Source organism: Cutibacterium avidum ATCC 25577, assembly GCF_000227295.1.
GTDB lineage: Bacteria > Actinomycetota > Actinomycetes > Propionibacteriales > Propionibacteriaceae > Cutibacterium > Cutibacterium avidum.
The window spans coordinates 1,318,864-1,344,695 of the sequence record NZ_JH165054.1; the positions used below are offsets into that span (position 1 = coordinate 1,318,864).

The 25,832-nt window shown below is 63.0% G+C and carries 22 protein-coding genes; 10 read left to right on the top strand and 12 right to left on the bottom strand.

Going from position 1 to position 25,832, the window contains the following annotated elements; all coding sequences use genetic code 11:
• Positions 1-7: 7 nt before the first annotated feature.
• Positions 8-1,834 (bottom strand): NAD(P)-binding protein, encoded by a 1,827-nt coding sequence (locus HMPREF9153_RS05765; protein ID WP_004810286.1) that lies wholly within the window; start codon positions 1,832-1,834, stop codon positions 8-10.
• Positions 1,835-2,083: 249 nt separating this feature from the next.
• On the opposite strand from HMPREF9153_RS05765, the gene HMPREF9153_RS05770 reads away from it, so the two are divergent.
• Positions 2,084-2,401, top strand: coding sequence for a thiamine-binding protein (locus HMPREF9153_RS05770; protein ID WP_015583425.1), 318 nt, complete (start codon positions 2,084-2,086; stop codon positions 2,399-2,401).
• 30 nt (positions 2,402-2,431) lie between these two features.
• Here the strand turns inward: HMPREF9153_RS05770 and HMPREF9153_RS05775 are convergent, their stop codons facing one another.
• Positions 2,432-3,097: a FadR/GntR family transcriptional regulator gene (locus HMPREF9153_RS05775; protein ID WP_036979650.1), complete on the bottom strand. Its 666-nt coding sequence runs from the start codon at positions 3,095-3,097 to the stop codon at positions 2,432-2,434.
• Between the two features lie 407 nt (positions 3,098-3,504).
• Here HMPREF9153_RS05775 and HMPREF9153_RS05780 point away from each other — a divergent pair, with 407 nt between their 5' ends.
• Genes HMPREF9153_RS05780 through HMPREF9153_RS05795 form a run of 4 tightly spaced genes read left to right on the top strand, consistent with a single transcriptional unit; the run spans position 3,505 to position 8,258 of the window.
• Entirely contained in the window at positions 3,505-5,193 is a 1,689-nt protein-coding gene (locus HMPREF9153_RS05780) for an L-lactate permease (RefSeq protein ID WP_015583423.1), read from the top strand.
• A gap of 42 nt (positions 5,194-5,235) precedes the next feature.
• Positions 5,236-6,042 (top strand): (Fe-S)-binding protein, encoded by an 807-nt coding sequence (locus tag HMPREF9153_RS05785; RefSeq protein ID WP_004810290.1) that lies wholly within the window; start codon positions 5,236-5,238, stop codon positions 6,040-6,042.
• A 3-nt stretch (positions 6,043-6,045) separates the two neighbouring features.
• Entirely contained in the window at positions 6,046-7,581 is a 1,536-nt protein-coding gene (locus HMPREF9153_RS05790) for a LutB/LldF family L-lactate oxidation iron-sulfur protein (RefSeq protein ID WP_004810291.1), read from the top strand.
• Positions 7,578-8,258 carry a LutC/YkgG family protein gene (locus HMPREF9153_RS05795; RefSeq protein WP_004810292.1) on the top strand — a complete coding sequence of 227 codons (681 nt, stop codon included), beginning with the start codon at positions 7,578-7,580 and terminating at the stop codon, positions 8,256-8,258. Before HMPREF9153_RS05790 ends, HMPREF9153_RS05795 begins: the two co-directional genes overlap by 4 nt.
• A gap of 244 nt (positions 8,259-8,502) precedes the next feature.
• Here HMPREF9153_RS05795 and HMPREF9153_RS05800 read toward each other — a convergent pair whose 3' ends face one another.
• From HMPREF9153_RS05800 to HMPREF9153_RS05825, 6 genes are all read right to left on the bottom strand, one after another.
• On the bottom strand, positions 8,503-8,700 hold the full coding sequence (locus HMPREF9153_RS05800) for a hypothetical protein (RefSeq protein ID WP_015583419.1): 198 nt from the start codon (positions 8,698-8,700) through the stop codon (positions 8,503-8,505).
• Positions 8,701-8,719: 19 nt separating this feature from the next.
• On the bottom strand, positions 8,720-9,091 hold the full coding sequence (locus HMPREF9153_RS12885; RefSeq protein ID WP_004810293.1) for a hypothetical protein: 372 nt from the start codon (positions 9,089-9,091) through the stop codon (positions 8,720-8,722).
• 973 nt (positions 9,092-10,064) lie between these two features.
• Complete coding sequence (gene cydC, locus HMPREF9153_RS05810; RefSeq protein ID WP_004810295.1) at positions 10,065-11,669, bottom strand: thiol reductant ABC exporter subunit CydC; 1,605 nt, start codon at positions 11,667-11,669, stop codon at positions 10,065-10,067.
• Positions 11,666-13,288, bottom strand: coding sequence for a thiol reductant ABC exporter subunit CydD (gene cydD, locus HMPREF9153_RS05815; protein WP_256998268.1), 1,623 nt, complete (start codon positions 13,286-13,288; stop codon positions 11,666-11,668). The genes cydC and cydD overlap by 4 nt, the downstream gene beginning before the upstream one ends.
• 27 nt (positions 13,289-13,315) lie before the next feature.
• A complete protein-coding gene (gene cydB, locus HMPREF9153_RS05820; RefSeq protein WP_004810297.1) occupies positions 13,316-14,389 on the bottom strand; it encodes a cytochrome d ubiquinol oxidase subunit II in 1,074 nt (357 codons plus the stop codon).
• Between the two features lie 13 nt (positions 14,390-14,402).
• Positions 14,403-15,923 carry a cytochrome ubiquinol oxidase subunit I gene (locus tag HMPREF9153_RS05825; RefSeq protein WP_004810298.1) on the bottom strand — a complete coding sequence of 507 codons (1,521 nt, stop codon included), beginning with the start codon at positions 15,921-15,923 and terminating at the stop codon, positions 14,403-14,405.
• Positions 15,924-16,055: 132 nt separating this feature from the next.
• Here HMPREF9153_RS05825 and HMPREF9153_RS05830 point away from each other — a divergent pair, with 132 nt between their 5' ends.
• Positions 16,056-16,619: a YdcF family protein gene (locus HMPREF9153_RS05830; RefSeq protein ID WP_237726220.1), complete on the top strand. Its 564-nt coding sequence runs from the start codon at positions 16,056-16,058 to the stop codon at positions 16,617-16,619.
• A 102-nt stretch (positions 16,620-16,721) separates the two neighbouring features.
• Here HMPREF9153_RS05830 and HMPREF9153_RS05835 read toward each other — a convergent pair whose 3' ends face one another.
• Together HMPREF9153_RS05835 and HMPREF9153_RS05840 are read right to left on the bottom strand one after the other, a co-directional pair.
• Complete coding sequence (locus HMPREF9153_RS05835) at positions 16,722-18,782, bottom strand: ABC transporter ATP-binding protein (RefSeq protein WP_004810300.1); 2,061 nt, start codon at positions 18,780-18,782, stop codon at positions 16,722-16,724.
• Positions 18,779-20,515: an ABC transporter ATP-binding protein gene (locus tag HMPREF9153_RS05840; RefSeq protein WP_004810301.1), complete on the bottom strand. Its 1,737-nt coding sequence runs from the start codon at positions 20,513-20,515 to the stop codon at positions 18,779-18,781. The genes HMPREF9153_RS05835 and HMPREF9153_RS05840 overlap by 4 nt, the downstream gene beginning before the upstream one ends.
• Before the next feature lie 176 nt (positions 20,516-20,691).
• Between HMPREF9153_RS05840 and HMPREF9153_RS05850 the strand changes: the two genes are divergently transcribed.
• From HMPREF9153_RS05850 to HMPREF9153_RS12945, 4 genes are all read left to right on the top strand, one after another.
• Positions 20,692-21,981 carry an ABC transporter substrate-binding protein gene (locus HMPREF9153_RS05850; protein ID WP_036979655.1) on the top strand — a complete coding sequence of 430 codons (1,290 nt, stop codon included), beginning with the start codon at positions 20,692-20,694 and terminating at the stop codon, positions 21,979-21,981.
• Between the two features lie 92 nt (positions 21,982-22,073).
• On the top strand, positions 22,074-23,606 hold the full coding sequence (lysS, locus tag HMPREF9153_RS05855; RefSeq protein WP_004810303.1) for a lysine--tRNA ligase: 1,533 nt from the start codon (positions 22,074-22,076) through the stop codon (positions 23,604-23,606).
• A 90-nt stretch (positions 23,607-23,696) separates the two neighbouring features.
• Positions 23,697-23,864, top strand: a complete 168-nt coding sequence (locus tag HMPREF9153_RS12210) for a hypothetical protein (RefSeq protein ID WP_024049625.1) — start codon at positions 23,697-23,699, stop codon at positions 23,862-23,864.
• A 14-nt stretch (positions 23,865-23,878) separates the two neighbouring features.
• Positions 23,879-24,175, top strand: a complete 297-nt coding sequence (locus tag HMPREF9153_RS12945) for a glycosyltransferase (protein WP_169311831.1) — start codon at positions 23,879-23,881, stop codon at positions 24,173-24,175.
• 100 nt (positions 24,176-24,275) lie between these two features.
• Here HMPREF9153_RS12945 and HMPREF9153_RS05860 read toward each other — a convergent pair whose 3' ends face one another.
• Positions 24,276-25,499: a glycosyltransferase gene (locus HMPREF9153_RS05860; protein WP_024049627.1), complete on the bottom strand. Its 1,224-nt coding sequence runs from the start codon at positions 25,497-25,499 to the stop codon at positions 24,276-24,278.
• Positions 25,500-25,503: 4 nt separating this feature from the next.
• A complete protein-coding gene (locus HMPREF9153_RS05865) occupies positions 25,504-25,785 on the bottom strand; it encodes a cell division protein CrgA (protein WP_004810305.1) in 282 nt (93 codons plus the stop codon).
• Positions 25,786-25,832: the final 47 nt, after the last annotated feature.

Below are 25,832 nucleotides of genomic sequence, written 5' to 3' on the forward strand. Positions count from 1 at the left end.
CTCCTTCTCAGTTCTCGGAGTCGACGGTGAACTTCATCGAAGCTGACCGTTGTGGATTGGGTTCAGGACGCACTGCCCATCCGGGGGTGGGGTTGCCGGACCCCTGCACGGTTGCCGGATCGGTGCCTTCGGGGATCATCTCGATGGCATGGACCGGGCACTGGTCGAAGCAGGTGGCGCATCCAGTGCACTTGTCGTAGTCGAATTCGTAGCGGTGGCCCTTGCCGAGCTTGATGATGGCGTCCTCGGGACAGGAGCCGAAGCAGCCGTCACACTCGAAGCAGTTTCCGCAGGACAGGCATCGTCCGGCTTCGAAGTGGGCCTGCTCGTCGTCGAGACCGCCGACGACCTCGTCGAATCCGACACGCTGGGTCGGGTCGAGCTCGGGCTGGTGACGACGCAGGTGGTCACCGAAGTACCACAGATTGAGGTCGTTGAAACCGACTGTGGTGTTCTTGGGGGCCGGATAGCCGGACTCGCGGTTGAGCCACAGATGGATCTGGCGGGCGGCACGCTTGCCGTGGCCGACACCGATCGTCACGGTGCGCTCAGAGGGGACGGTGTCGCCACCGGCGAAGATACCGGGAACGTCGGTCATGAGGGTCGAGGGGTTGACGTCGACGACGTCGTTGCGGAATCGCATGCCGGGCATCTTGTGCAGGAATCCGGTGTCGGCATCCTGTCCGACGGCCAGGATGACGGTGTCGGCCTCGAGCTTCTCGTAACGTCCGGTGCCACGCGGCTTGCCGTTCTCGTCGAGCTCCATGACCTCGACTGTCAGGTCGTCCCCGACGTCGGTGATGGTGCGCAGCCAGTTCATCTGGACGCCCTCGCGCTCGGCCTCCTCACGCTCCTCGGCGTGGGCCGGCATCTGCTCGGCGGTGCGGCGGTAGACGACGATAGACTCCTCGGCACCCAGTCGCTTGGCCACCCGAGCGGCGTCCATGGCGGTGTTGCCGCCACCGTAGACGGCCACGCGACGACCGATGAGGGGCTTCTCGCCAGCGGCGACGTTGTGCAGGAAGCTCACCGCGTCGACCATGCGGGAGGCGTCCACGGTCGGGATGTCGACGCGCTTGGACAGGTGGGCGCCGATGGCCACGAAGACGGCGTCGAAGCGTCCCTTCGCCTTCTCCTCCATGAGGTCGTTGACGGGGTGGTTGAGGACGATCTGGATGCCGAGATCGGTGAGACGCTCGATCTCGGCATCCAGGACCTCGCGGGGTAGCCGGTATTCCGGGATGCCGTAGCGCATCATGCCGCCGACCTTGTCGCCGGCGTCGTGAATCTCGACGTCGTGGCCGAGCATGGCCAGGTGATAGGCGGCGGACAGGCCGGCGGGGCCGGCCCCGATGACGAGGACGCGGTGTCCGGAGGCGTCGACGGGCTTGATGAACTTCCAGCCCTTCTCGATGGCGAGGTCACCGAGGTAACGCTCGACGGAGTGAATGGACACTGCGCCGTCGAGGTCGGCGCGGTTGCAGGCCACCTCGCAGGGGTGGTAACAGACACGACCGTGGATGGCAGGGAAGGGGTTGTCGGCAGTGAGCTGACGCCATGCCTTCTCCTCTTCATGGGCCTTGATGAGACGCAACCATTCCTGGATGTTCTCGCCCGCCGGGCAACCGGCATTACAAGGAGGGAGCATGTCGAGGTAGACGGGTCTGCGGGTGCGGGTCGGGGTGACGCGACCTGTCGTGCGGGCGAGGTCAGGACGTGCGGCGATGTCCTGGTTCTCCCTGATGACGTACCCGTTCTGGTCGTCGGTGACGGTCGTGTCACTCGTCGTGGTCTCGGCGCTCATTCCTGGCTCTTCCTGTTGGAAATGCGGCATTTCGGATCGTGAATGTGGGGTTCACAAACGAACCTGCAATCGATGTTAGACCACGTGTGAAAGGTCGTGCACGGCAGGGTATGAGGAATGAGATTTGGTGCAGGAATGTTTTCCTAAACCTTGTGACAATGACGTAATAACGCACGTTTGGCGTATCGAAAATTAATGGTGTTCACGCTCTGCGGCGCTCGGTGTGGTGCTCCCGGCGAGGTTGGTTGGGTGGTGGGTGAGCGGTGCAAGACTAGGGGCATGATCGTTGCCTTCAGTCTTGTACCCAGCGGTGGCCGAGCTTCGCGGGAAAACGGTGGCGTCTCCGATGCCGTGGCTGCTGCCGTTCGCGTCGTTCGCGAGTCCGGTTTGCCCAACCACACCTCGTCCATGTTCACCGAGATCGAGGGCTCGTGGGACGAGGTCATGGGCGTCGTCAAGGAAGCTACCGAAGCGGTTGCCCAGTACGGCACCAGGGTGTCGCTGGTGCTCAAGGCCGACATCCGCCCCGGACGCACTGGTGAGATGGACGCCAAGCTCGAGCGCCTGCAGGCTCAGCTCGACAAGCAGCAGGGCTGAGGACACTGGCCGAGCGGGACTGGCGCGGCGTCAGTCCCGTCTGAGCAGCAGGGTCTCGTAGGCGTTGCGAATGTGCGCCTCGGTGACCTCGGCTGCCCGAATCGGATCGCCGTTCTCGATCGCGGTGAGCATCTCCTCGTGGTCGCAGACGAAGCCGTCACGCCAGTTGTCCCACCCGATGAGGGAATGCTCTGCCTCCAGGATGGGCAGGTGTACCGCCTCGCGGATGGCCATCGTCAGATCGCTCATGAGGCGGTTGTCCCCAGCCTCGGCGAGGGCGACGTGGAAAGCGGTGTCGAGGGTGTTGAAGGAGTCCGGCTGCATGGCGTCATGCATCTGACCGAGGAGGTCGGTGGCTCGTGCCAGTGGCCCGGGGGCGCGGACCTTTGCTGCCGCCGCGCAGGCAGCCTTCTCCAGGGCCACGCGGGTCTCGGTCAGGTCGGCGAAGGAGACGACGTCGAGGGCCAGTTGCAGGCGCAGGATGCGGCCCATGGCGTCGGAAGGATGGGCATCGACGCGCGTTCCGTTGCCTCGACCGGCGCCCGAGGTCAGAATTCCCAGGGCCTCCAGGGCGCGGATGGCTTCCCGGACTGCTCCCCGGCTGACGCCCAGGGTGGCGGCGAGTTCTCGTTCCGGGGGGAGGCGCGAACCATTGACCCAGGTCCCGGTGAGGATCTCGTCATCGATGTGATGCATGACGACCGAGAATCCGCGGGATCTCGTATCAGTGTCAGCGCCTGATTCTGGGTGCGACTCTGACACCCAGTGTCCGGGATGTGCGCCTGGCTGGCTGGCGTCCGCGTCGCGGGTCTGTGTCATGGCTGAGATCCTCATCGGTGAGTCGCTTCATTGTCACCGAACATGCATGGTATGCCCAACAACTTTGTGAAGCGGGTTGAGTACATGAAAGGACTCTGAAAAGGGTCCGAAATTAGGCAACCCTCATTTGTTGCACAGATGGTTGATCGTCCGTTCGCCAATTGAACGGGAGTTCTTGACGTTTGTAAGTAATGGTCCTACCGTACTATTGGTCGGACCAAATCGGCCCGACCTTGCCGACGGTTCGCCGACCGGAGGCAATGGTTGAACAACGGAGTTCTTCGATGGTTCTTCTCCAGACCTTCACCCCATCGGCCAACCCGCTGGGGTCGCAGTGGCTCTCGGCCCTCCTTGCCGTGCTGCCGGTGCTGGCCATGCTCATCACCCTTGGTGCGCTGCGCTGGAAGGCGCATCTGGCTGGCCTCTTCTCGTGGGGCGTCGCCCTCATCGTGGCAATCACCGCATTCCACATGCCGATCGGTATGGCAATCTCCTCGAGTGCTCAGGGATTCCTCTACGGTCTGTTCCCGATCTCGTGGATTCTGCTGGGCGCCATCTGGATGTACCAGGTGACGGTCATCTCCGGTCGTTTCGACGACCTGCGCCGCACCTTCTTCCTCATCAGTGACGACCCGCGTGTCCTCGGCATCCTCATCGCCTTCTGCTTCGGCGGTCTGCTCGAGGCCCTTGCTGGATTCGGCGCCCCGGTCGCCATCGCGGCTGCCATGTTGATCGCCATTGGCTTCGGCAAGCTTCGCGGTGCCGTCACCGCCCTGGTCGCCAACACCGTCCCGGTGGCCTTCGGTGCCGTCGGCCTGCCGGTGCTCATGGCCGCCAAGACCGGCGGCCTGGACGTCTCGATGGTTGCCCCGGTGTCCGCCCGTATCTGCGCGGTTCTCTGCCTCGTCGTCCCCTTCCTCATGCTGGCCATCATGGACGGCCGCAAGGGTGTGCGTGAGTGCTGGCCCTTTGGTCTGTTCGTCGGCATCGTCTTCGGCGTCACCAAGATCATCGTCGGTGGCACCCCGGTCTACAACCTGACCGAGATCTTCGCCGCCGTCGTCACCGTCGCCCTCTCCCTGCTCTTCCTCAAGGCCTGGAAGCCGAAGGGTGGCCGCGAGGCCGCCGAGCGCATCGGCATCCCGATGGACCCGGCCGTCGAGACCGAGCCCGTGGAGGCTCAGGAGGTCGACACCTCCGACCTCACCGGTAACCGCATCTTCATGGCCCTGGTGCCCTACATCCTCGTCATCGTGGTCTTCGGCATCGCCGCCATCCCGGCTGTCAAAGAGGGCCTCAAGACTGCCGACACCAAGATGGCCTGGCCTGGCCTGTCCGGCCTCATGACCACTGGTGGCAAGGCAGCGGCCCACCAGTCCTACACCTGGCAGTGGCTGTCCCAGCCGGGCTTCCTGCTGGCCGTCGTCGCCATCCTCGTCGGCCTCATCTACAAGGTGTCCCTCTCCGACGTCTTCAAGGAGCTGTGGGTCAACACCAAGAAGATGAAGTTCTCGATGCTGACCATCGGCCTGGTCGTCGCCCTCGCCTATGTCATGGGTGACTCCGGCCAGACCCTGGCTCTCGGTATGTTCATTGCTGGCGCTGGAGCGCTCTATCCGTTCCTCGCCCCGATCCTTGGCTGGATCGGCACCTACGTCACCGGATCTGACACCTCCGCCAACATCCTGTTCTCCGGCCTGCAGAGCAGCGTCGGTCAGCAGGTCGGTGCCGGGTCCCACCTCGGTGTCGAGGGCATGCGTCACCTACTGGTCGGTGCCGGTGCCTCCGGTGGTGTCGTCGGCAAGATGATCTCCCCGCAGTCGCTGACCATCGCGGCCACCGCGATCGGCCTGGCTGGCGGCGAGTCGGTCATCCTGCGCAAGGTCTTCAAGTTCTCGATCATCCTGCTCGTCCTGATGTGCATCATCGTCGGCCTCATGTCGACCCCGGTGCTCGGATGGATGGTCCCCTGATTCTGCTGACGGTTGACACCGCCTGGCATCCGTTCATCCTCAATGGAGGTCACCATGACAACCACTACGAGCCCTGGTACCAGGGCTGCCTCGCCCGGTTTGCCTGGGGCGGGCATCACCGTCGGGCTGTTCATCACGTGCATCAATGACGTGATGTTCCCCCAGACTGGCGTGGCCGTCACCACCCTGCTGGAGCGTCTGGGCTGCAAGGTCGAGTTCCCGCGGGAGCAGACCTGCTGCGGCCAGATGACGACCAACACCGGTTACTTCGACGAGGGCATTCCCACCGTCCGTCAGTATGTGCGGGCCTTCGGGGATTACGACTACGTGGTCGCCCCGTCGGGATCCTGTGTCGCTGCCGTCCGCGACCAGCACCCGATGCTCGCCGAGCACGCCGGCGACTCCGGACTGCTCAAGGAGGTCGAGCACACCAGCCAGATCACCTACGACCTGCCGGAGTTCCTCGTCGACATCCTCGGGGTCACCGACGTCGGCGCGTACTTCCCGCACCGAGTGACGTACCACCCGTCCTGCCACGGCAAGCGTCTGCTCAAGCTGGGAGATCGTCCCCATGAGCTGCTCAAGAACGTCCGCGGCATGACCCTGGTCGACCTGCCGATGGCCGAGCAGTGCTGCGGGTTCGGGGGAACCTTCTGCATCAAGAACCCCGACATGAGCGCGGCAATGGCCAGCGACAAGGCTCGCCACGTTCGTGAGACGGAGGCTGAGTACGTCGTCGCAGGCGACAACTCTTGCCTCATGAACATCGGTGGTGTGCTGTCCCGTCAGAACTCGGGCGTGAAGCCGATTCACATCGCCGAAATCCTCGCCAACACTGAGGAGGACTGACCCATGAGCACCGAACTACGTCGCGTCACCTACGGGAATCACGGTGTCGCCCGGCTGACCCCGGCCCCCGACAAGCCCGGTACGTACATGGGTATGCCGAAGTTCTCGAAGGCCGCCAAGAATGAGCTGAATCTGTCGGTGCAGCGCAAGAACATGCGCAATGCCACCACGACGATTCGCAACAAGCGCGCCCTGCGCGTCTCCGAGTCCCCGGACTGGGAGGATCTGCGCAACGCCGCCGAGGCCATCAAGAACCGCGTCGGCCGTCACCTGGATCACTACCTGATCGAGGCTGAGAAGAACCTCACCGCCAACGGCGTCCACGTCCACTGGGCCCGTGACGGCGAGGAGGCCAACCGCATCGTCGCCCAGATCGCCAAGGACAAGGGGGTCGACGAGGTCGTCAAGATCAAGTCGATCACCACCCAGGAGACCGACCTCAACGAGTACCTCGAGGAGCAGGGCATTGCGACCTGGGAAACTGACCTGGCCGAGCTCATCGTGCAGCTCGGACATGACCGTCCCTCCCATATCGTGGTGCCGGCCATTCACCGCAATCGTGCTGAGGTCCGCGAGATCTTCCTCCATGAGATGAAGAACTATGGTCGTCCGGCACCCGAGGACATCTCGGAGAACCCGCCGGAGCTGGCCAACGCTGCTCGTCTGCACCTGCGCGAGAAGTTCCTGCGTGCCGAGATGGCGGTCTCGGGTGGCAACTTCGTCCTTGCCGACACCGGTTCGCTGGTGATCGTCGAGTCCGAGGGCAACGGCCGTATGTGCCTGACCCTGCCCGACACCCTGGTGTCCGTTGTCGGCATCGAGAAGGTGCTGCCGAGTTTCGACGACCTCGAGGTCTTCCTCAAGCTGCTGCCGCGCTCGGCCACCGGTGAGCGGATGAACCCGTACAACTCGGTGTGGAGCGGCGTGACCGAGGGTGACGGTCCGCAGGAGCAGCATGTCATCTTCCTCGACAACGGCCGTACCAACGTCCTGGCCGACACCCTCGGCCGTGAGGTGCTGCGGTGCATCCGTTGCGCCTCCTGCATCAACATCTGCCCGGTGTACGAGCGGGCCGGCGGTCACGCCTACGGCTCGGTCTATCCCGGGCCGATCGGTGCGGTGCTCAACCCGCAGCTGCGTGGCGTCGAACACCCGGTTGATCGTGGTCTGCCGTACGCCTGTTCCCTGTGCGGCGCCTGCAACGAGGTCTGCCCGGTGAAGATTCCCTTCACCGACATCCTCCTCGAGTTGCGCAACAAGGTCGTCAAGTCCGAGAAGGCCGACAAGATCCCGCAGGACTACGAGGTTGCCGGCGAGATGGGGCTCATGAAGACCGCGTCGTGGGCGTTCAGTGACTACAAGCACTTCGAGGCTATCCAGGTCGGCTCGCGCGGCGTGGGACGTGTCCTGCGCGGAAAGAAGATGGGACCGGTTCCGGTGCCGGTGGCCGAGCGGTGGCTGAAGTACCGCGACGTCGATGCGCCGCCGACCGACACGTTCCGTACCTGGTGGAAGAAGAACAGGGAGGAAAAGCGATGACCACCATCAGCACTGATCCGGTGGCGCGTACCGAGATCCTTGCCCGGATTCGTCGCGCCAGCTCGGACATCACCAATTCCGACCCGGTCGCTGATGTGCCGGTCGAGTGGGAGTACGGCACCGGCATCGAGATGGACGACGTCGTCGGAACCTTCGTCGAGAAGGTTATCGACTACAAGGCCACCGTCGTGCGGGTTCAGGGGGCTGACGTTCCCAAGGCCGTCGTTGAGGGGCTCAAGGTCACCGGCGCCGAGCACAGCGCCGTCGTGCCGGTTGGGCTGGACGAGTCCTGGGTCGAGGCGATCAAGGGAGCCGGTATCGACGCCCGCGTCGACGAGCCCCAGATGTCCAAGGAGGAGCTCAACGACACCGACGCCGTCGTCACCGCCTCGGCGGCTGGAATCGCCGACACCGGTTCGATCGTCCTGACTCACGTCGAGGACCAGGGACGTCGGGCCATTACCCTCGTTCCGGACCGCCACGTGTGTGTCATCAAGGCCAGCCAGGTCGTCTCCGACGTCCCGGAGGCCATACAGATCGTCAAGCCCGCGGTTCACGATGGTCACCCGTTGACCTTCATCTCCGGTGGCTCGGCGACCTCCGACATCGAGTTGGCACGTGTCGATGGCGTGCATGGGCCCCGTCAGCTCTACGTCATCGTCGTGGACGATCAGTGATTCGGACCCTGGCGTGATGAGGCACGCCAGGTAGTTCACACGCGTCCAGGCCAGGCGGTCCCGGTTTGACCGGGGCCGCCTGGTTGTGTGTCGGCGTGTGGTGATGCGGGTTCTGCGTGCCGGTGGTGCCATCTCTCGTGGCACGGGTCCGTGTCAGGAGCGCGAATACCACACGGGGGTGGGAGCAGGGCAGGGCCGTGGGGTGGGGGCGTATTGCGTGCGGGGCTGGCGGGAGGCGCCTGCGTCAATGAGAGTCCGAGCTTCTACTACGTGCGGTGGCAGCATGAATGGCCCCTGACGCGAGGCCGATCACAGCGAACGGGATGTAGATCCACCAGTGCGTGCCGTGGGTGAGCGCATCGGTGATTTTGACGACGATGAAACCGGCGACAAGCCAGCCGACCAAGGCCAGGAAGGCGTTGCGCAAAGAGTGTTGAGACATGGTGATGAATATCCTTAGACTAGAATAGGCAGCCGCTGACAGTGTCACCAACGCGGACCCAGCCGTGTGCGTCGGAGCGGTACCAAGCCCAGCCAGCTCCCGCAGCACAGAGCACAATGGCCCCCGGTCCGACCTTCTTCGCGAGGAACTTCCCCGCTTTGAGTCCCTTTGGGGCCATTACCTTGACGCCTGACCAACTCTTGCCAACGACCCATCCAGCTTTCGAGCCAAGCCACTTGGCTGCGCTGGCGACCTTCGATCCGCCATGCTTGATTGCGGACCAGATTTCCGACCACGATGGGTCGGCGACGATTGGATAGGTGTAGCCACCGCTTCTGTGATCAACGACCTGGGTGAGCTTTTTACCATGGATCTCGTAATGCGTTGGCACAGGCCGGCCGATTGCGTCGCGAGCCCATGCACGCTCGACGTGCCCAACTTGAACGAGTTCGTCGTTCGAATCCGCATAAAACAGATCAGCGCCGCCATGCCCGTCGCTGCTGATCCGAGTGATGTCGTGGAAGGTGTAGGAGAACGTTTGAGGAGCGCTCTCAGTCAGGAGGATTGAGTGGACTGCTGCTTCACCTTCAGCAGGGCTGGTGATAGCTAGTGTAAAGTTATCCGATCTGGCACCGTCGCCGAGAGTTGCGACTGTGCTATCGCTGCTCCTCGTGACGGTGCTGGAGGACCCGGGTAGGGAAACTGAGAAAGACTCATTGTTTGAGAAGTGAGTAATTGAATTACCGCTGTTAGAGGCACGAACTTCAGTACGTTCGGTGTCCTGAGCTGTTGATGCAGTCGTAGGACTATCACTAACGAACCCTCGGTATGTTGTTGGTGCGACACTGGCGGAGGCGGCTGCACTGCGGGTGAGTGCTGCACTGTCGTCTGCACTGAGGGAGGTTGTGGAATGTGCAGAGGCAGGTGCGGCTGTTGCGAGGAGGCAGACAGTAGTGAGATAGACGAAGGGGATCTGAAGAGAGGGGCGTGTGGACGACACAGCCGAAATCATAACGTGGAGGGTGTCACAATTAAGTAACGACCGTGTAGATTTCAGATTAGTCTCATTTAATGCTGAAGGTCGCCACTGCAGCTGGTTCGTGAGGTTGAGTGACTCCCGTCGTTGGGGCCGGGAAAGGTTTGCCTCGGGAGACCGGGGAGGACGCATTGGGGCGTCGGAAACCCGTGCTTGCACTGACTTAAGCGAGGGTTAATGGCCAGCGAGCCTAGTGGGCAAGGGCATCTGCTGCGTTCTAGGAACCTACGGTGTGGGTAGGTCGAGACGCCAATGCAAGTTGCAGGTTCCGGGGAGATGCTCCCGGTGTGTCCGACGTTGGCGGTCCCCGGCGAGTTTGCTGCGTAAGTTAGCCCACGTCCCACACCCGGTCACATCGGGCCATCACGAGCGGGTCGTGGGTGATGACGAGCTTGGCGGCATGGGGGGTCGAGGCCCACAGGTCATCCATGATGGCGGTGGCCGTCTCGACGTCGAGGTGCTCACTCGGCTCATCGAGGATGAGGACATCATGGGCCGAAGGGTCTTCGGATGTGTCGTGGCTGACGAGCACCCTAGCCAAGACGAGTCTTTGTGCCTCGCCGCCGGACAAGGTTCCGCCGTCTTCGGCCACGACTCTTTCTGGCGGGATGGTCAATCCGGCCCGATCCAGAGCAGTGACGACCTCGGACTTGGTGGCGTCCTTGCATCCGATGCGCACGTTCTCGCTGATCGAGGTTGCGAAGACATGAGCGTTCTGGGCCAGGTACCGCACCCGTCCGGTCGTCGTCACGGAACCGGCCAGCGGCGGGATGAGTCCCATGATGGTTGCGGCGAGGGTCGTCTTGCCGATACCCGACCGCCCGACGACGGCCACCGATTCCCCGGTAGCAACCGTCAGATTCACATCGGACAGCACGGGGTGGCCACCCGGCCACCCGACCGTCAATCCGTCGATGACGAGGGAGGGCTCCTCCTCAGATGCCCCGGCGGTGGGGGAGTCTCCTGTCCCGACTTGCGGGGCGTCCAACACTTCGACGACCCGCAGTAGTGCTGCCTTGGCCCGGGTGTGGGTCTGGGCAGCCCCGGTGAAGGCACCGAACACCTCGTGGAGGGCCAGCGGGGTCAGGACCAGCACAGCCAGCGTCCGTGCCCCAATCCGGCCGTCCGCAACCGCATTGCCACCGATCCACAGAGCGGAGACGACGGCCAGACCGGCTGCCAGGATCTGTCCGGCCGTGCCGAGCCCGCGTCCCCAGGCTGCCTTGCGCTCTGCCGCTCGCAGCCGGGAGTCGACCTCCAGCACGTCGGCCAGGATGGCGTCCTGAGCCCCATAGGCAACGAGGTCAGGAGCGCAGTGGGCCAGCTCGCGAGCGCGGTCGGCGAGCTCACCGCGCAGCGGCACCAGGGAAGAGTCGGCCGCCTTCGAGATCCGCTTGGTGATTGCCGGCATGACGACGGCAGCCAGCAGTGCCGACAGCAACAGGACCGCCGCCGAGGCCAGCGAGAACCGAGCCAGGAGAGCCGTCGTCCCGATGATGACGAGGCTCGACGCGCACGCCGGCACGATCACCCGCACGACCATGTCCAACACAGCGTCGACGTCGACGGTCACCCGGACCAACAGGTCGCCACGTCGGCGCCCCAACAAGGTCGTGCGCGACAGCCGGTCGTAGACCCGCATCCGCAGGGCCCCCTGCATCCGCAGGGCCAGGTCATGGCCGACGAGACGTTCGGCGTAGCGGAACACTCCTCGGGAGATACCGAAGAATCGCACCCCGACAGCCGCGGCCTCCAGATACAGCACTGGCGGCATCTCCGCGGCCCGTGACAGCAACCATGCCGAGACACCCATGAGGGCCACCGATGCGCCCGATGCGCAAGCGGCGAGCACGGTGGAGAGAACGAGCAACCAACGGCCGAGCGGCACATCCTTGAGCAGGGTCTTCAACAACTGGGCGGTTCGTGCGTTCATGCGACCACCTCCGCCCCTAATTCGACTACCGTGTCAGCGGCCTCAAGGACGTTGTGACGGTGGGTCACGACGAGCACTGACGCTCCCGAGGCTCGCACCGCGTCAAGGACCGTGGCCTCGGTGGTGGCATCGAGACCTGCGGTTGGCTCGTCGAGGACCAGCAAACCGGCCTCGGCCTGTTCGACTCTGACCAGGGCACGTGCCAGGGCGACGCGACGTCGCTCGCCGGCCGACAAACCCTCGGCGTCGTCGTCAACCCGCTTGTCCAACGGGATGGACACGGCACCACAACGATTCAGGGCATCGCGAATCACAGCGTCGGGGGCCTCTGGGTATCCCAGCTGCACATTCTGCGCCACCGTCCCTGCCATCATCGCGGGAGCTTGGGGCACATAGGCCAACTGACGACGCCACGCCTGCCAGACGGACTCGTCAGCCCCGACGAGTTCGTGGTCACCGACGAGGATCGACCCGGAATCGGGGTCGATGAATCCCAACAGGCATGACAGGGCGGTCGTCTTGCCACCACCGGAGTGTCCGGCCAGGGCGACGAGCTTCCCTGGATCAATCCGCAGGGACAACCCATCCGGCGCCGGGCGATCGGCGCCCTCGTAGGTGTGAGTCAACCCACTGATGACCACCGGAACGTCCCTCGGTGAGGGCATGTCGACGTCGCCGCCGGAACCCATTGGTCGTCCCGATTCGATGAGACCGAAGGACACCTCGGCAGCGGCCATGCCGTCGGCGGCGTCGTGGAAGAGGGCGCCCACCTGCCGCACCGGGAGGAAAACCTCGGGGGCGAGGATGAGGATGAAGAGGGACGTGCGCAGATCCATGCCACCGGCGGCCACCCGAAAACCGACGGTGACGGCCACCAAGGCCACCGACAGGGTTGCCAGCAACTCGAGGGCGAAGGAGGACAGGAAGCTGATGCGCAGGGTGCGCATCGTCTCGTCGCGGTTGGCCGACTCGGTGCGGCGCAGGCCCTCGAGCTGGGCGCGAGCCCGTCCGAAGACCTGCAGGGTGGGCAGGCCGGCGACCAGGTCGGCGAAGTGGTTGGCGAGTCGGGTGGCGACCTTGAACCGTTTCGCCACGGCCGCCTCAGTGCGCCAACCGATGAGGGCCATGAAGAGGGGGATGAGGGGGATCGTCACGACGACGATGATCAGGCTCTTGATGTCCTGAAAGCCGATCGCGGTGGCCAACACCACCGGAACGATGACGGCCAGCACGAGCTGAGGTAGATACTTCGAGTAGTACCCGTCCAGGGCGTCAAGACCCGTCGTCACCAGATTGATGAGGGTTCCCGACGGCGTTGTCGCATCGGTGGGACGCGACAACCTGGCGCTCAGGATGTCGCGTCGCAACTGGGACTTCACCGACGCCGAGGCGCGATGGGCCAGGGACTCCTGCAGCCACGCCAGATCAGCGCGGCCACAGAACACCGCGGCGAGCAGTCCGCACCAATCAGCCACGCCGTCGAGACGGTGGGTGGTGAAGACCGAGGAGATGCCCCGGGACAACAACCAGGCCTGTGCGAGGATGAGCACGGCCGTAGCCACGCCCACCATGCACAGACCTGCGAGGAAGGGAAGAGTGGCCCGCGCCCGGCGAACCAGGCGCGGGTCGAGCGGAGCTGCCACGGATCAGGCGGCCACCGCAGTGTCCGGAATGGCCTCACGGGTGAGGCGCTTGCGGAACACCCAGTAGCTCCAGATCTGGTAGGCCAACACGATCGGCACGAAGATGCAGGCGCTGATCGTCATGATCTTCAGGGTGTACGGCGTCGACGAGGCGATCCACATGTCGAAGGGGATTCCCGACGGGCGGTAGCCGAGATTGCCGTACATGGCGACCATGGAGGCAACGATCATGAGGGCGATACCCAGGCCGGTGCACAGGAAGGCCAGGCCTTCGCGTCCCTTGGCGACGACGGCCGAACCAGCAGCCAGCAGCACGACGACGAGCAGGCAGAGGATCCAGGTCAACACCTGGCGTCCGTCATTGGTGACGTACATGATGTTGAACATCAGGGCCCACACCAGAGCAACGGCGGTCGCGATCCAACCCAGCTTGGCCGAAGTCTTGCGAGCCCGGTCATGCATGTCACCCAGCGTCTTGAGGGCGACGAAGTTGGCCCCGTGGGCGCAGAAAAGCACCACGAACAGGATGCCGCCGATGAGGGCGAACGGGGTGAACAGGCCCCAGAAGGAGGTCGTCACCAGCGGGGCGACGCCACCGTCAGGAGTCGGGTGCGGGCCGACGGCCAGGCCGCGGACGAAGTTCGCGAAGCCGACGCCGAGTACCAAGGTGGGCAGGAAGGATCCGATGGTGGCCATCCAGTCAAAGGTGTTGCGCCACTTCGAGGACGGGTGCTTCGAGCGGTACTCGAAGGAGACACCACGGATGATGAGGCCGAGCAGCACTAGCAGCAGCGGCAGGTAGAGGCCGGAGAACATCGTCGCGTACCAGCCGGGGAAGGCCGCGAAGGTGGCACCACCAGCGGTGAGCAGCCACACCTCGTTGCCGTCCCAGGTCGGGCCGATGGTGTTGACCATGAGGCGACGGTCCTTGTCATCACGTCCCATGAAGGGAAGCAGCATGGCGACACCGAAGTCGAAGCCTTCGAGGAAGAAGAATCCAACCCACAGGACGGTGATCAGGATGAACCAGACGATCGTCAGGGGCGAATGAGCAGCAGTTTCAAGCACAGGAAGCATGTCGGTGACCTCCTCAGTATGCGAAGGACAGCGGAGTGTCCTCGCCCTCGACAGCAGGTTGACGACGTTCTGGCAGTTCAGGCAGGCCCTTCTTGAGGGTCTTCCAGAACAGACTCACCTCGACGACGGCCAAAATGCCGTACACCGCCGTGTAGACGATGGTCGAGAAGAGCACGCTGCCGGCGGAGACACCGGGTGAGACAGCCGCCGTGGTGGGCAGCACACCCGCGACGATCCAGGGCTGCCGTCCCATCTCGGAGAAGATCCAGCCGAAGGAGTTGCCGAACAGCGGCAACAGCGGCAGGCAGATCATGAAGAAGGTCAGCCAGCCGTGCGGCTTCGGGTTGCGGTCACCGCGCATCGCGATGAGCATGATGAGGCCGACGAGGCCGCCGATCATGCCGAGGGTGATCATGATGCGGAAGGTCCAGTAGGAAACCGGGATGTTCGGCTCCAACTTGATGCCGTTGGCGTCGATCTTCTGGCGCAGCGCATCCTGGTAGGAGGACTGCAGAGAGGTCTGTGTGCCGTCCTTGCGGTGGTAGGTGTACTCATGAACCTGGTAGTTCTTGAGCTCGTTGATGCCCTTGATCTCTGAACCCCACTTGCCGTTGCCGAGGAAGCCGAGCATGCCGGGGATCTTGATGGCCCACACCTCTTCGGAGCCGTCCTGGTTGCCGATGGTCAGCACCGAAAAGTCCGAGGTCGTCTTGTAGGCGCCCTCGGCAGCGGCCATCTTCATGGGCTGGGCGTCGGTCATGACCTTGCCCTGGTAGTCACCGCTCAGCACGATGCCGACGCAGGCGACGATGAGGATCCAGGCGCCGAACTTCGAGGCCCAACGCCAGGTGCGCACGGTCTCGGCCTCCTCGGCGTCAGAAATCTGAGAGGTGGCTCGACCCTTGGCGACCTTTGCCAGGTGCCAGAAGGCGATTGCGGCGATGAGGGCTCCTGCGACCATGTAGGACGCGGAAATCTGGTGAAGGAAGGTTGCCTTGAAGACCGGGTTGGTGAGAACGGCACCAAAATCGGTCAACTCGGCGCGATGGGTGGCGGGGTTGTACGTGGCCCCCACGGGGTTCTGCATCCACGAGTTGGCCGCGAGGATGAACACCGCGGAAACCATGGTGCCAAGGGCGGTCAGGTAGATGCAGGCCAGGTGGACTCCCTTGGGAAGCTTGTCCCACCCGAAGATCCACAGGCCGATGAAGGTCGACTCCATGAAGAAGGCGAGGAGGGCCTCGAGGGCCAGCGGGGCGCCGAAGATGTCGCCGACGAATCGCGAGTACTCCGACCAGTTCATACCGAACTGGAACTCCTGCACGATTCCGGTGACGACGCCGAGGGCGAAGTTGATGAGGAAGAGCTTGCCGTAGAACTTGGTCAGGCGAAGATAACGGTCGTTGCGGGTCTTGAACCACACCGTCTGCATCACTGCCACGAGCATCGACAGCGCGATCGTGATAGGGACGAAGAAGAAGTGGTAGACCGTCGTGATCCCGAATTGCCATCGGGCGATCAGTTGGGCATCCATGGCGCGCACCCTACTATTCGGCGGCCCCGGTTTTGGCGCTCGGGGTCGCGTTGCGCCAAAACGGATGAAAAATCCTGTACCAACGTCCGTCGTCACGGCGGTACTGGTCGGCGATTTGCCCGATGGGTGAAAATGGGTAGCGTGAGTCGATCGTGTCGTCGGTGGTGGCGTGTCGTCGTCGGGGTGCTCGTCCTGCTCGTCGTCGCCGAGGTGCCGCTGGCGATCGGGGTTCTTCGGCCACGCCTCGAGCCGGTCCCGAGGAGGACTGACGTCGTCTACGCCATCGGACCGGCGGACTTCCACATGGCTCAGGCCCGTGACCTCATGCGCCGCACGGGGGCTTCGACACTCGTCGTGACCATCAGCGTCGACCCGAGGACCGGCGAGGAGTACCGCAAGGATTTCTGCGACCCGTCCCCCCATTGGAAGGTCATCTGTCTGGTGCCCGACCCGTACACCACTCGGGGTGAGGCGGCAACCCTGCGTGACCTGGCGGCGCGGCACCACTGGTCCGACGCCGTGGTGCTCACCGATCCCCCGCACGTCACACGCACGCGCGTGTGGATGGACAGGTGTGCGGCGATCCCCGTCACCGTCGTCGAGGCGACGGACCGGGCTTCTCGGCACGTCAATCTTCGGGGGGTCGCCTACCAGTCGGCTGGATGGGTCGTGGGGCAGGTGCAGAGCTGTCCGTGAACCGGTCGCCGCGGAAGAGCCTGCCCATGATGACGATTGAAGCGTCAATCAGTCAGGCTTCCCGATCGGAGGATCCCCTGTCGGCGACCCCACGCATCGGCATCATCCTCGGTTCCACCCGCCCCGGTCGCGTCGGCGGCCAGGGCACCACGTGGGACCGGCCGTCGTCGCCCCGTCGGCGTCCGCCGCGTTGAACTGCGACTGGTAGAGGTCGTGGTAGTGGCCGCGCCGCTCGAGGAGCTCGGTGTGCGTCCCCTGCTCGACGATGTCGCCGTGTTCCATGACGAGGATGAGATCCGCGTCACGGATGGTCGAGAGCCGGTGGGCGATGACGAAGCTGGTACGTCCCTTGCGCAGGTTGGCCATGGCTTCCTGGACGAGCATCTCGGTTCGAGTGTCCACCGAGCTGGTGGCCTCGTCGAGGATGAGCAGGTCCGGGGCGGAGAGGAAGGCCCGAGCGATGGTGATGAGCTGCTTCTGGCCGACGGAGACGTTGGATCCGTCCTCGTCGATGACGGTCTGGTAACCGTCAGGCAGGGTGTTGACGAAGTGGTCGACGTGAGCGGCCCGGGCGGCGTCGAGGATCTCCTCCTCGGACGCCTCCGGGCGGCCGTAGGCAATGTTGTCGTGGATCGTCCCGCTGAACAGCCAGGTGTCCTGCAACACCATTCCCAGGCGAGAGCGCAGTTCGGTGCGGGGGACCGTGGAGATGTCGAAGCCGTCGAGGGTGATGACCCCGCCGTCGATCTCGTAGAACCGCATTAGCAGGTTGACCAGCGTCGTCTTGCCAGCACCGGTGGGCCCGACTATCGCCACCGTCTGGCCCGGCTCGGCGACCAATGAGAGGTCGGTGATGAGAGGTTTGTCAGGGCTGTAGGAGAAGCGCACGTGGTCGAAGACGACACGTCCCTTGGTGGCAGGGAGACTGTCGTCGGCCTCTGTGGACATCTCGTCGGCGTCAAGGACCTGGAAGACGCGCTCTGCCGAGGCCACTCCTGACTGCAACAGATTCGCCATGGAGGCGATCTGGGTGATCGGTTGGGTGAACATTCGGGAGTATTGAATGAAGGCCTGCACATTGCCCAGTGGCATCTGGCCGTTGGCCACCCGCAGACAGCCGATGAGCACGATGACGGCGTAGTTGGCGTTGCCGAGCAGGAACATCGCCGGCTGGATGAGTCCGGAGATGAATTGGGCCTTGGCGGTGGCTCGACGAAGCTCCTCGTTGCGTTCGTGGAATTCCTGGGCAACGGCTTGGGTGCGGCCTAAGGTCTTGACCAGAGCGTGGCCCGAATACGCCTCTTCCACGTGGGAGTTGAGTTCTCCGGTGGCCTTCCACATCTGGGCGAACTGCCCCTGCGCCTTCTTGCCGATGGCTCCCGCGATGACTCCGGCAACCGGGATGATGACCAGGGAGATCACCGCCAGCAACGGGGAGATCCAGAACATCATGATCAACACGCCGATGACGGTCAGCAAGGCGTTGAGGAGTTGTTGGAGGGTCTGCAGCAAGGTCTGCGAGACGTTGTCGATGTCGTTGGTCATCCGGCTCATGAGCTCGCCGTGGGGCTGACCGTCGAAGTAGGACAGCGGCAGTCTCTCCAGCTTGGCACTGACCTGACGACGCAGGTCGTACATGGATCGTTGGATCGCGGTGTTGAGCAGGAATCCCTGCAGGAACATCAGCAGGGCGGCGCAGGCGTACAGGCCCAGGGCCCAGGCCATGATGACGCCGAGCCGGTGGAAATCGATGCCGGAACCGATGATGACATCGGGGTACTGCTGCAGCAGGGTGATGATCTTCCCGCGATCGCCACTCTGACCGGGCTGGCCGAACTTGTCGATGAATTCGCCGGCCGTCATGCCACGCGTTTGAGGGACGTGTCTGCCCAACTGTTTTCCGACGATGCCGCCGAAGATGACGTCGGTGGCCCGGCCCAGGATCTTGGGGCCAATGACGTTGAAGGTCACCGAGATCACAGCCATGATGACGACGGTGGTCAGGACGAGGCGATGAGGCTTGAGCTGGCCGAGCAGCCGCCTGAGGGACGGGCCGAAGGAGATGGGCTTCTCGGCGACCCGGCCGCCGCCTCGTCGTGACGAGGCTCGGGCGAGCTCGGCATGCTCGTTGCGGGCGGGAGCCTTCTCGACCTTGCCTCTCATGCCGCCTCCTCGGTGGAGAGCTGGGAGTCGACGATCTCGATGTACGTCGGGCAGGACTCGATGAGCTCGTCATGGGTTCCCTTGCCGACGATGCGTCCGGCATCCAGGACGAGGATCTGGTCGGCATTGCGGATCGTCGAGACCCGCTGGGCGACGATGAGCATCGCGGCACTGCCTTGATGGGCCTCCAGCGCAGCCCGGAGCCGGGCATCAGTGGTGACGTCGAGGGCGCTGAAGGAGTCGTCGAAGACGTAGATTTCGGGGGCTTTGACCAAGGCCCGAGCGATGGACAGTCGCTGTCGCTGGCCGCCGGAGACATTGGTGCCGCCCTGGGAGATGGGGGCGTCCAACTCCCCGTCCATTCGGGAGACGAAGTCGTCGGACTGAGCGATGCGCAAGGCGTCCCAGAGCTCGTCGTCGGTGGCGTCGGAGCGGCCGTCGCGCAGGTTGGAGGCCACCGTGCCGCCGAAGAGGTAGGGCCGCTGAGGCACCAGCCCGATGCAACTCCACAGGATCTCGGGGCCGTAACGGCGGACGTCGACACCCTTGACGAGGACCTGCCCGTCGGTGACGTCGACGAGGCGCGGGATGAGGTTGACCAAGGTTGATTTGCCCGAGCCCGTCGAGCCGATGATGGCCGTCGTCGTTCCGCGCTCCAGCTCGAAGGAGATCTTGTGGAGCACCGGTGCGGAGGCTCCGGGGTAGCTGAAGGTGACGTCGCGGAACTCCAGCAGGGTGGGGTTGTCGGGCAAGGTCGTCACCGGTTCGGGGTCAATGTAGAGGGACGACGAGGTCTGCAGCACTTCTGCGATGCGGTTGGCGCAGACCGAGGCTCGCGGCCACATGACGACGAGGAGTACGGCCATCATGACGCTGATGAGGATCTGCATGAGGTAGGTGGTGAAGGAGGCGAGGACGCCGACCTCGGTCTTGCCGCTGTCGATCTGGTGGGCCGCGAACCAGAACACCGCGACCTGGGACAGGTTCATGATGAGCATGACGAGCGGGAACATCGCGGCCATGGTTCGTCCGACACTGACCTGGATGTCGCGCAGGGCGGAGTTGGTGGCGTCGAAGCGGGCCGCCTCATGGCGTTCCCGTGCGAAGGCTCGCACTACGCGGATGCCGGTGATCTGCTCGCGAACGACGCGGTTGAGGTCGTCGATACGTTTCTGCTGGCGTTTGAACAGCGGACCCATCCGGGAGACGATGAGCCCCGCTCCAATGCCCAACAGCACGACGGCGACGGCGATGATCCACGACAGGGAGACCTCGGCTCGGATCGCCATGACGACGCCGACGACCATCATGATCGGTGCTCCGATGAGGACGGCCAAGGTCATGAAGACCAGCATTTGCACCTGCTGGACGTCGTTCGTGGTGCGGGTGATGAGGGACGGAGCTCCGAACTGGTTGACCTCACGGGCCGAGAAGTCGAGGGTGCGGGTGAAGACGGCGTCGCGGATGTCGCGTCCCATTCCCATGGCGACCTGGGCGGCCAGGAACACTGCGATGACCTGGCAGATCGTCTGTCCCAGGGCGACGGCCAGCATGAGGAGGGAGTGTGAGGTGACGTAGCCGGTGTCGACGCGGACGACTCCCTGGTTGATGATGTCAGCGTTGATCGTCGGGAGGGTCAGCGCGGCGATCTGGGCGCAAATCTGCGCGACGACGATGACGATCACCTGCAGGCGATAGGGCCGAAGGTGTCGGGCCACGAGTTGTGTCAGCACGAGTGCTCCTCGGACAGGGACATGTGCAACCGGCGTCAGAGGATCTGCCGGGCGGCCGCGAGCGGCACGATCGACACCTTAGAGGAGATGGGCAGTGTTGTCCGCATGTCGTCAGACGGGTCGGCCTTGTCGGTAGGCTGTGAGACACTGAATCCGCTGTGCCGTGAGAGGTGACGATGAGACGCAAGCTGGCCCTTGTGGTGGCGGGGGTGCTTCTCGTCGGCACAGCTGCGTGTTCACAGACGTCGACACCACTTGCCAAGCCTAGTCGTGACGATTCGGTCGAGGTCTGGCATCGGATGTCCATGGCATCTGACCTGCCGAGCTTGGAGAGCGCCGGTGACGGGTACCAGCGTCGTAACCCTGGTGTGACACTCAATTTGCACGCGATCTCCTCGACGACCGACACGTACCTCAACACCTTGGAGACGTCGGTTGAGGAGGGCAAGGCTCCCTGCATGGCTCAGGTGCCGAGCACGTCGGTGGCGAAATTGGCCCATCACGGGGTGCTGGAGGATGTCACCCAGTACGCCGAGCAGTACCGCGACAAGTACGACCGCGGCCCGATGTCGCGGGTTGCGTACCAGGGGCGGACATACGGACTTCCGATGGACACCTCCCCGATGGTCCTCTTCTACGATTCCGACGCCTGGTCCGAGGCCCATGTGTCAGCTCCCAAGAACTGGGAGGAGTTCCGTGCCGCGGCCACGATTCTGGCGTCTACGGGCAAGGCGGTGTCAGATATGCCGGTTGAGAAAACCGGGTGGCTGGCAGCGGTGTCCGACACCACAGGATCGCCATGGTTCGTCCCGCTGAATGACACGACCTGGCGGGTTGGGATCGATTCTGACGGGGTGCGCAAGCTCACCGACGAGTTGCAGCGGATGGTCGAGGCCAAGCAACTCGTCGTATCTCATGGATGGGAGTCGGTGCAGACCGATTTCTCCTCCGGGAAGATTGTCGGACACATTGGCGCTCCCGCTGATCTTCCGGATCTCACGACTGCCGTCGGGGCTGGGCGGCACCATTGGAAGGTCACCACCATTCCTCCGCTCGAGGGCAGTGATTCACGGGTGGCGTCGTATCAGGGCTCGTCGTGGGTGGTCCTCAAGGGATGCAAGACGCCGAGTGAGGCATTGGACTTTGCTGACGCCCTCGACGACCAGCCCGAATTGCTGACGGGGCGTGGTCTCATCCCAGCTGGTAAGGCCGAGAGAATGACGACGCCGACGTCCTTCAAGACGTTGGTCGGCAACGAGGACGTCGTCGGGGACCTGGCTGATCTGGGTCGCAAGATTGACGACGACTCCTCGATCTCGCCGGTGTGGGACGAGGTCGCGGCGGCCTGGCGCCCCAGTGCGAAGCTCTGGGCGACGAAGACGAAAGTGTCTGGGACGTTGCCTGCGTTGGCATCGAGGGCCAGAGGTGCCTTGGCCGCTGGTGGGTTGAAGGTGGCTGAGGGGTAGCTTGATCCGTCATCATTGTGTCCCGAGGGGATGCACGAAAAACATGGCTTGGCCAAATCGTTCCCTCCCCTCCTCTTCGATAGGATTTCCCGGTGAGTTCTGACACCGTTTCCAGCCAGTCCCCTGAGGTCTCCGAGCAGATGCAGGTTCGTCTCGACAAGCGGGCCCGGATCATTGCCGACGGAGGCCAGGCCTACCCGGTTGACCTGCTGCGCGACCACACCCTGGCCCAGATCCGTCAGAAGTACACCGACGACCTCGGCGAGTTGACCCTGGCCCCCGGCGAGGAGACCACCGACGAGGTCACCATCGGCGGGCGTGTCGTCTTCGTCCGCAATACCGGCAAACTCTGCTTCGCCAGCCTCCAGGACGGGTTCACCGAGACTTCCAATGGCGAACGTCTGCAGGTCATGCTCTCCAAGGCCGAGGTCGGCGACGAGGCCCTGGCGGCATGGAAGTCCGACGTCGACCTCGGAGACCACGTGTGGGTGCGTGGCCGTGTCGTCGTTTCCCGCCGTGGCGAACTGTCCATCATGGCCTCGGAGTGGCGGATGGCATCGAAGGCTCTGCGTCCCCTGCCGACCCTCCACAAGGAGCTTTCGGAGGAGTCCCGGGTGCGTCGTCGCTACGCCGACCTGGTCGTCCGCGACGAGTCCCGTCAGATGGTGCGCACCCGCGCCATCATCACCCGCGCAGTGCGTCACGCCCTCGATGAGCGTGGCTTCCTGGAGATCGAGACCCCGATCCTGCAGCTGGTCCACGGTGGTGCCGCGGCTCGTCCGTTCAACACCCACCTCAATGCCTTCGACATCGATATGAGCCTGCGCATCGCCCTTGAGCTCTACCTCAAGCGCGCGATGGTGGGCGGCACCGACCGTGTCTACGAGATGGGCCGTGTCTTCCGCAACGAGGGCATCGACTCCAGCCACTCGGCCGAGTTCTCCATGCTCGAGGCCTACATGAGCTGGGGTAACCAGTTCACCATCGCCGAGGTCATCAAGGACATCATCATGGAGGTGGCCGACGCCCTCGACATCCACCAGATCGAGACGCCCAAGGGCACCATCGACCTTGATGGGGAGTGGCGCTGGGTCAGCGTCTACCCGGGCCTGTCGGAGAAGTTGGGACGCGAGGTCACCCTCGACACTCCGCTGGAGGAATTGCAGGCCATTGCTGCCGAACACGAGATCGAACTCGATCCGTCCTGGGAGGCCGGCAAGGTCGTCATGGAGCTCTTCGGCGAGCTCGTCGAGCCTGAACTCATCAACCCCACTTTTGTCTGCGACTACCCGGCCATCGCCCAGCCCCTGGCCCGCCCGCACCGCGACGACCCGCGCATGGTCGAGGCCTGGGACCTCATCATCGGCGGTATGGAGCGCGGCACTGGGTTCTCGGAGCTCGTTGACCCCGTCATCCAGCGCGAGGTTCTCACCAAGCAGTCCCTGGCCGCTGCGGCCGGTGACCCGGAAGCCATGCAGCTCGACGAGGACTTCCTCGAAGCCCTCGAGTTCGGCTGCCCGCCCATGGGCGGTCTGGGACTCGGCGTCGACCGTCTGGTGATGCTGTTCACCGACGCCGGTATCCGTGAGACGATCCTCTTCCCGCTGCTCAAGCCTGAGCGTTAGCATCTTGTTGCGGATTCGCATTGAAGCGCTGACCGTCGTAACCAAGTTGGTGGGCATAGCTCGATCGAGAAATCGACAGAAGGATGGTACATGACTCGAGTATTTCATAATGAAACAAGTTGGGAACTTGAAATCTATAGCGATGGCCCTGATGTGCCATCTGTAATTGAGACTATAAATTCAGAAAAAGCAGGTATAGAATACGATTTTGTGGCACCACTGATGATCCGTGTCATGTTTTCAAGAAAAGTTAGTTAAGCCTCATGGGCTCCATGTTTGAAGGATTTTCGATGCCGATGATGGAAGCTGCTTCGTGCGGGGTCCCGACCGTATCCACACCTTCGTCGCCTGGGGTCAGAGAGTTGTTCTGTGGTACATGCGGCTACGCCTCATGTGACGGCAGTGTTGAAGCACTGTCAACAGAACTCTTGCGTGCGATGGCCGACGAGCAACTACGATACAAAAGGAGCGTTGATCGTACGCTGGCAGCCGCGACGCATGCGTGGACCGCTGTCGTGAGTGAGGCCTGGACCGCGCGGCGCAGATGGAGTGGGGCGCTCGGAGACTGAACTCCTCGAACACACCTCGAACTTCTCATCTGGACCAAGACTGCGAACCAAGTCTTAGAGCCTTATCCGCTCTGGGCTCCATGAGATCTCGGCCCTGCCATCATCGCGCCGAAGTACATCTCTGGCGGTTTCGTTCACTACGGCATGAATCAATGAGCGCCCACCATGAGTCCATGATAGGTTTAAGGTCAAATTCGCGTCCAACCTCGAAGCATGCCAAGCGCTTTGCGGGCGAGATGATGATCTCATCCATGGCCTCTAGCATCACGGTAGAGATTGTGCGAATGTCATCCCCGTCACACAGGAAGCCGCACCTAGTGGTGATTTGCGTGGTCGCATCCGAACAGCGAGTAGTAATCGGTGGCGTGCCACATCGGATTGATTCAATGAGTGTCATTGGCAAACCTTCAAAAGACGATGCCAAGACAGAAAGATCGGCCCCACAAAAGACCTGCTCAATATTGTCGATACGGCCCATGAAACGGATATTAGTAGCGTAGTGTGATTTATCTCGCACCTGAGTGAGATATTTAGCGTCCACGCCGGCGCCGTAAATTTCAAGAACCCAAGACTTGCGGATATCTGGCCGTTTGGCGAGCGCTGCATCGAAGGCGGATATAATAAGGTCCACACGCTTTTCACCGCTGAGTCGTCCAACGAAAACCATGCGATGCGGCTTGTCGGTTTTTTTAGGTTTCAGAGAGCGCTCGTAGTGTATTGGTATGGTGCAAGGATTTGGAATGACAGTGCACTTTGCTATGCTCATGCGTGAAAATGCATCACTGTCGGAATCCGAGAGGAGTACAAGCCTGTCTGTGACATCAAGTGTAGCCTTGAGAGGGCCCGCGAGGTCCCAATGGTTTGTTATCCCGTCAAATGAAGAGTGGAGTTGCTGGAGCACTATCGGGGAAAGCTGGAAATGCTTCAGGGCCTTTAGGTGAAAGTGTAACGATTTGACGATTTCAGGAGTAGTCGAAATAATCACACCGTTTGCGCCGAGGCGGATAAGGTATGCAAATATGCGAACATGTCGCCAAAGTTTCCATATCGGCGTGTGAAGGCGCTTTAACCCGTACTTGATGCCGAGTGGCCCCGGATAGTCCGATGCGAACCGATGAAGTGAAGTAGAAGACTTTCCTCGGTTGATGACGAATGCGTTTTTGAAATGACCTACAGGTTCTTCCAGTGAGGCAAATTCAACCGGTGCGTTTTGTGAAGAAAAGCCGGAGTGTAGAGCGCGCGTCACCGTATGGATTCCACCGAAGTTTCCCAGGTTTTCCTCAAAAAGAACAATTCGTCCACATTTTGGCCGCTTCTGGTTCACTGGATCACTTCCACAGCGTCGCGACGCCAAAAGCGGCAGCCATGAGACACATGCCGATGAGGACGTTCCAGTCGCCGAGATCCTTCATGCCGGGGATCTGGTTACCTGCGATGTAGTAGACGATCAGCCACAGCACACCGAGTAGGAAGAGGGGGACGAACACCTTCGGCACCCAGGAACGATCAACCGGCGCAGCCTTCTTCTCGGCCCGGCGCTCCTCGACCTTGGCCCGGTTCTTGGCCTGGGCCTTCTCCTTGGCTTCCGGTCTGACCTTGGATTCGGGCACGGTGACTACTCCTGGGGTTTCGAGGACACGCCCACCGAGCGTGATTG

Coding starts and splice junctions, on each gene's coding strand:
- HMPREF9153_RS05765 (WP_004810286.1), bottom strand. CDS start 1,834: ATGCCGCATTTCCAACAGGAAGAGCCAGGAATGAGCGCCGAGACCACG.
- HMPREF9153_RS05770 (WP_015583425.1), top strand. CDS start 2,084: ATGATCGTTGCCTTCAGTCTTGTACCCAGCGGTGGCCGAGCTTCGCGG.
- HMPREF9153_RS05825 (WP_004810298.1), bottom strand. CDS start 15,923: ATGGATGCCCAACTGATCGCCCGATGGCAATTCGGGATCACGACGGTC.
- HMPREF9153_RS05835 (WP_004810300.1), bottom strand. CDS start 18,782: ATGAGAGGCAAGGTCGAGAAGGCTCCCGCCCGCAACGAGCATGCCGAG.
- HMPREF9153_RS05790 (WP_004810291.1), top strand. CDS start 6,046: ATGAGCACCGAACTACGTCGCGTCACCTACGGGAATCACGGTGTCGCC.
- HMPREF9153_RS12210 (WP_024049625.1), top strand. CDS start 23,697: ATGACTCGAGTATTTCATAATGAAACAAGTTGGGAACTTGAAATCTAT.
- HMPREF9153_RS12945 (WP_169311831.1), top strand. CDS start 23,879: ATGTTTGAAGGATTTTCGATGCCGATGATGGAAGCTGCTTCGTGCGGG.
- HMPREF9153_RS05780 (WP_015583423.1), top strand. CDS start 3,505: ATGGTTCTTCTCCAGACCTTCACCCCATCGGCCAACCCGCTGGGGTCG.
- HMPREF9153_RS05785 (WP_004810290.1), top strand. CDS start 5,236: ATGGAGGTCACCATGACAACCACTACGAGCCCTGGTACCAGGGCTGCC.
- HMPREF9153_RS05850 (WP_036979655.1), top strand. CDS start 20,692: ATGAGACGCAAGCTGGCCCTTGTGGTGGCGGGGGTGCTTCTCGTCGGC.
- HMPREF9153_RS05795 (WP_004810292.1), top strand. CDS start 7,578: ATGACCACCATCAGCACTGATCCGGTGGCGCGTACCGAGATCCTTGCC.
- HMPREF9153_RS05830 (WP_237726220.1), top strand. CDS start 16,056: ATGGGTAGCGTGAGTCGATCGTGTCGTCGGTGGTGGCGTGTCGTCGTC.
- HMPREF9153_RS05775 (WP_036979650.1), bottom strand. CDS start 3,097: ATGCATCACATCGATGACGAGATCCTCACCGGGACCTGGGTCAATGGT.
- HMPREF9153_RS05800 (WP_015583419.1), bottom strand. CDS start 8,700: ATGTCTCAACACTCTTTGCGCAACGCCTTCCTGGCCTTGGTCGGCTGG.
- cydC (WP_004810295.1), bottom strand. CDS start 11,669: ATGAACGCACGAACCGCCCAGTTGTTGAAGACCCTGCTCAAGGATGTG.
- cydB (WP_004810297.1), bottom strand. CDS start 14,389: ATGCTTCCTGTGCTTGAAACTGCTGCTCATTCGCCCCTGACGATCGTC.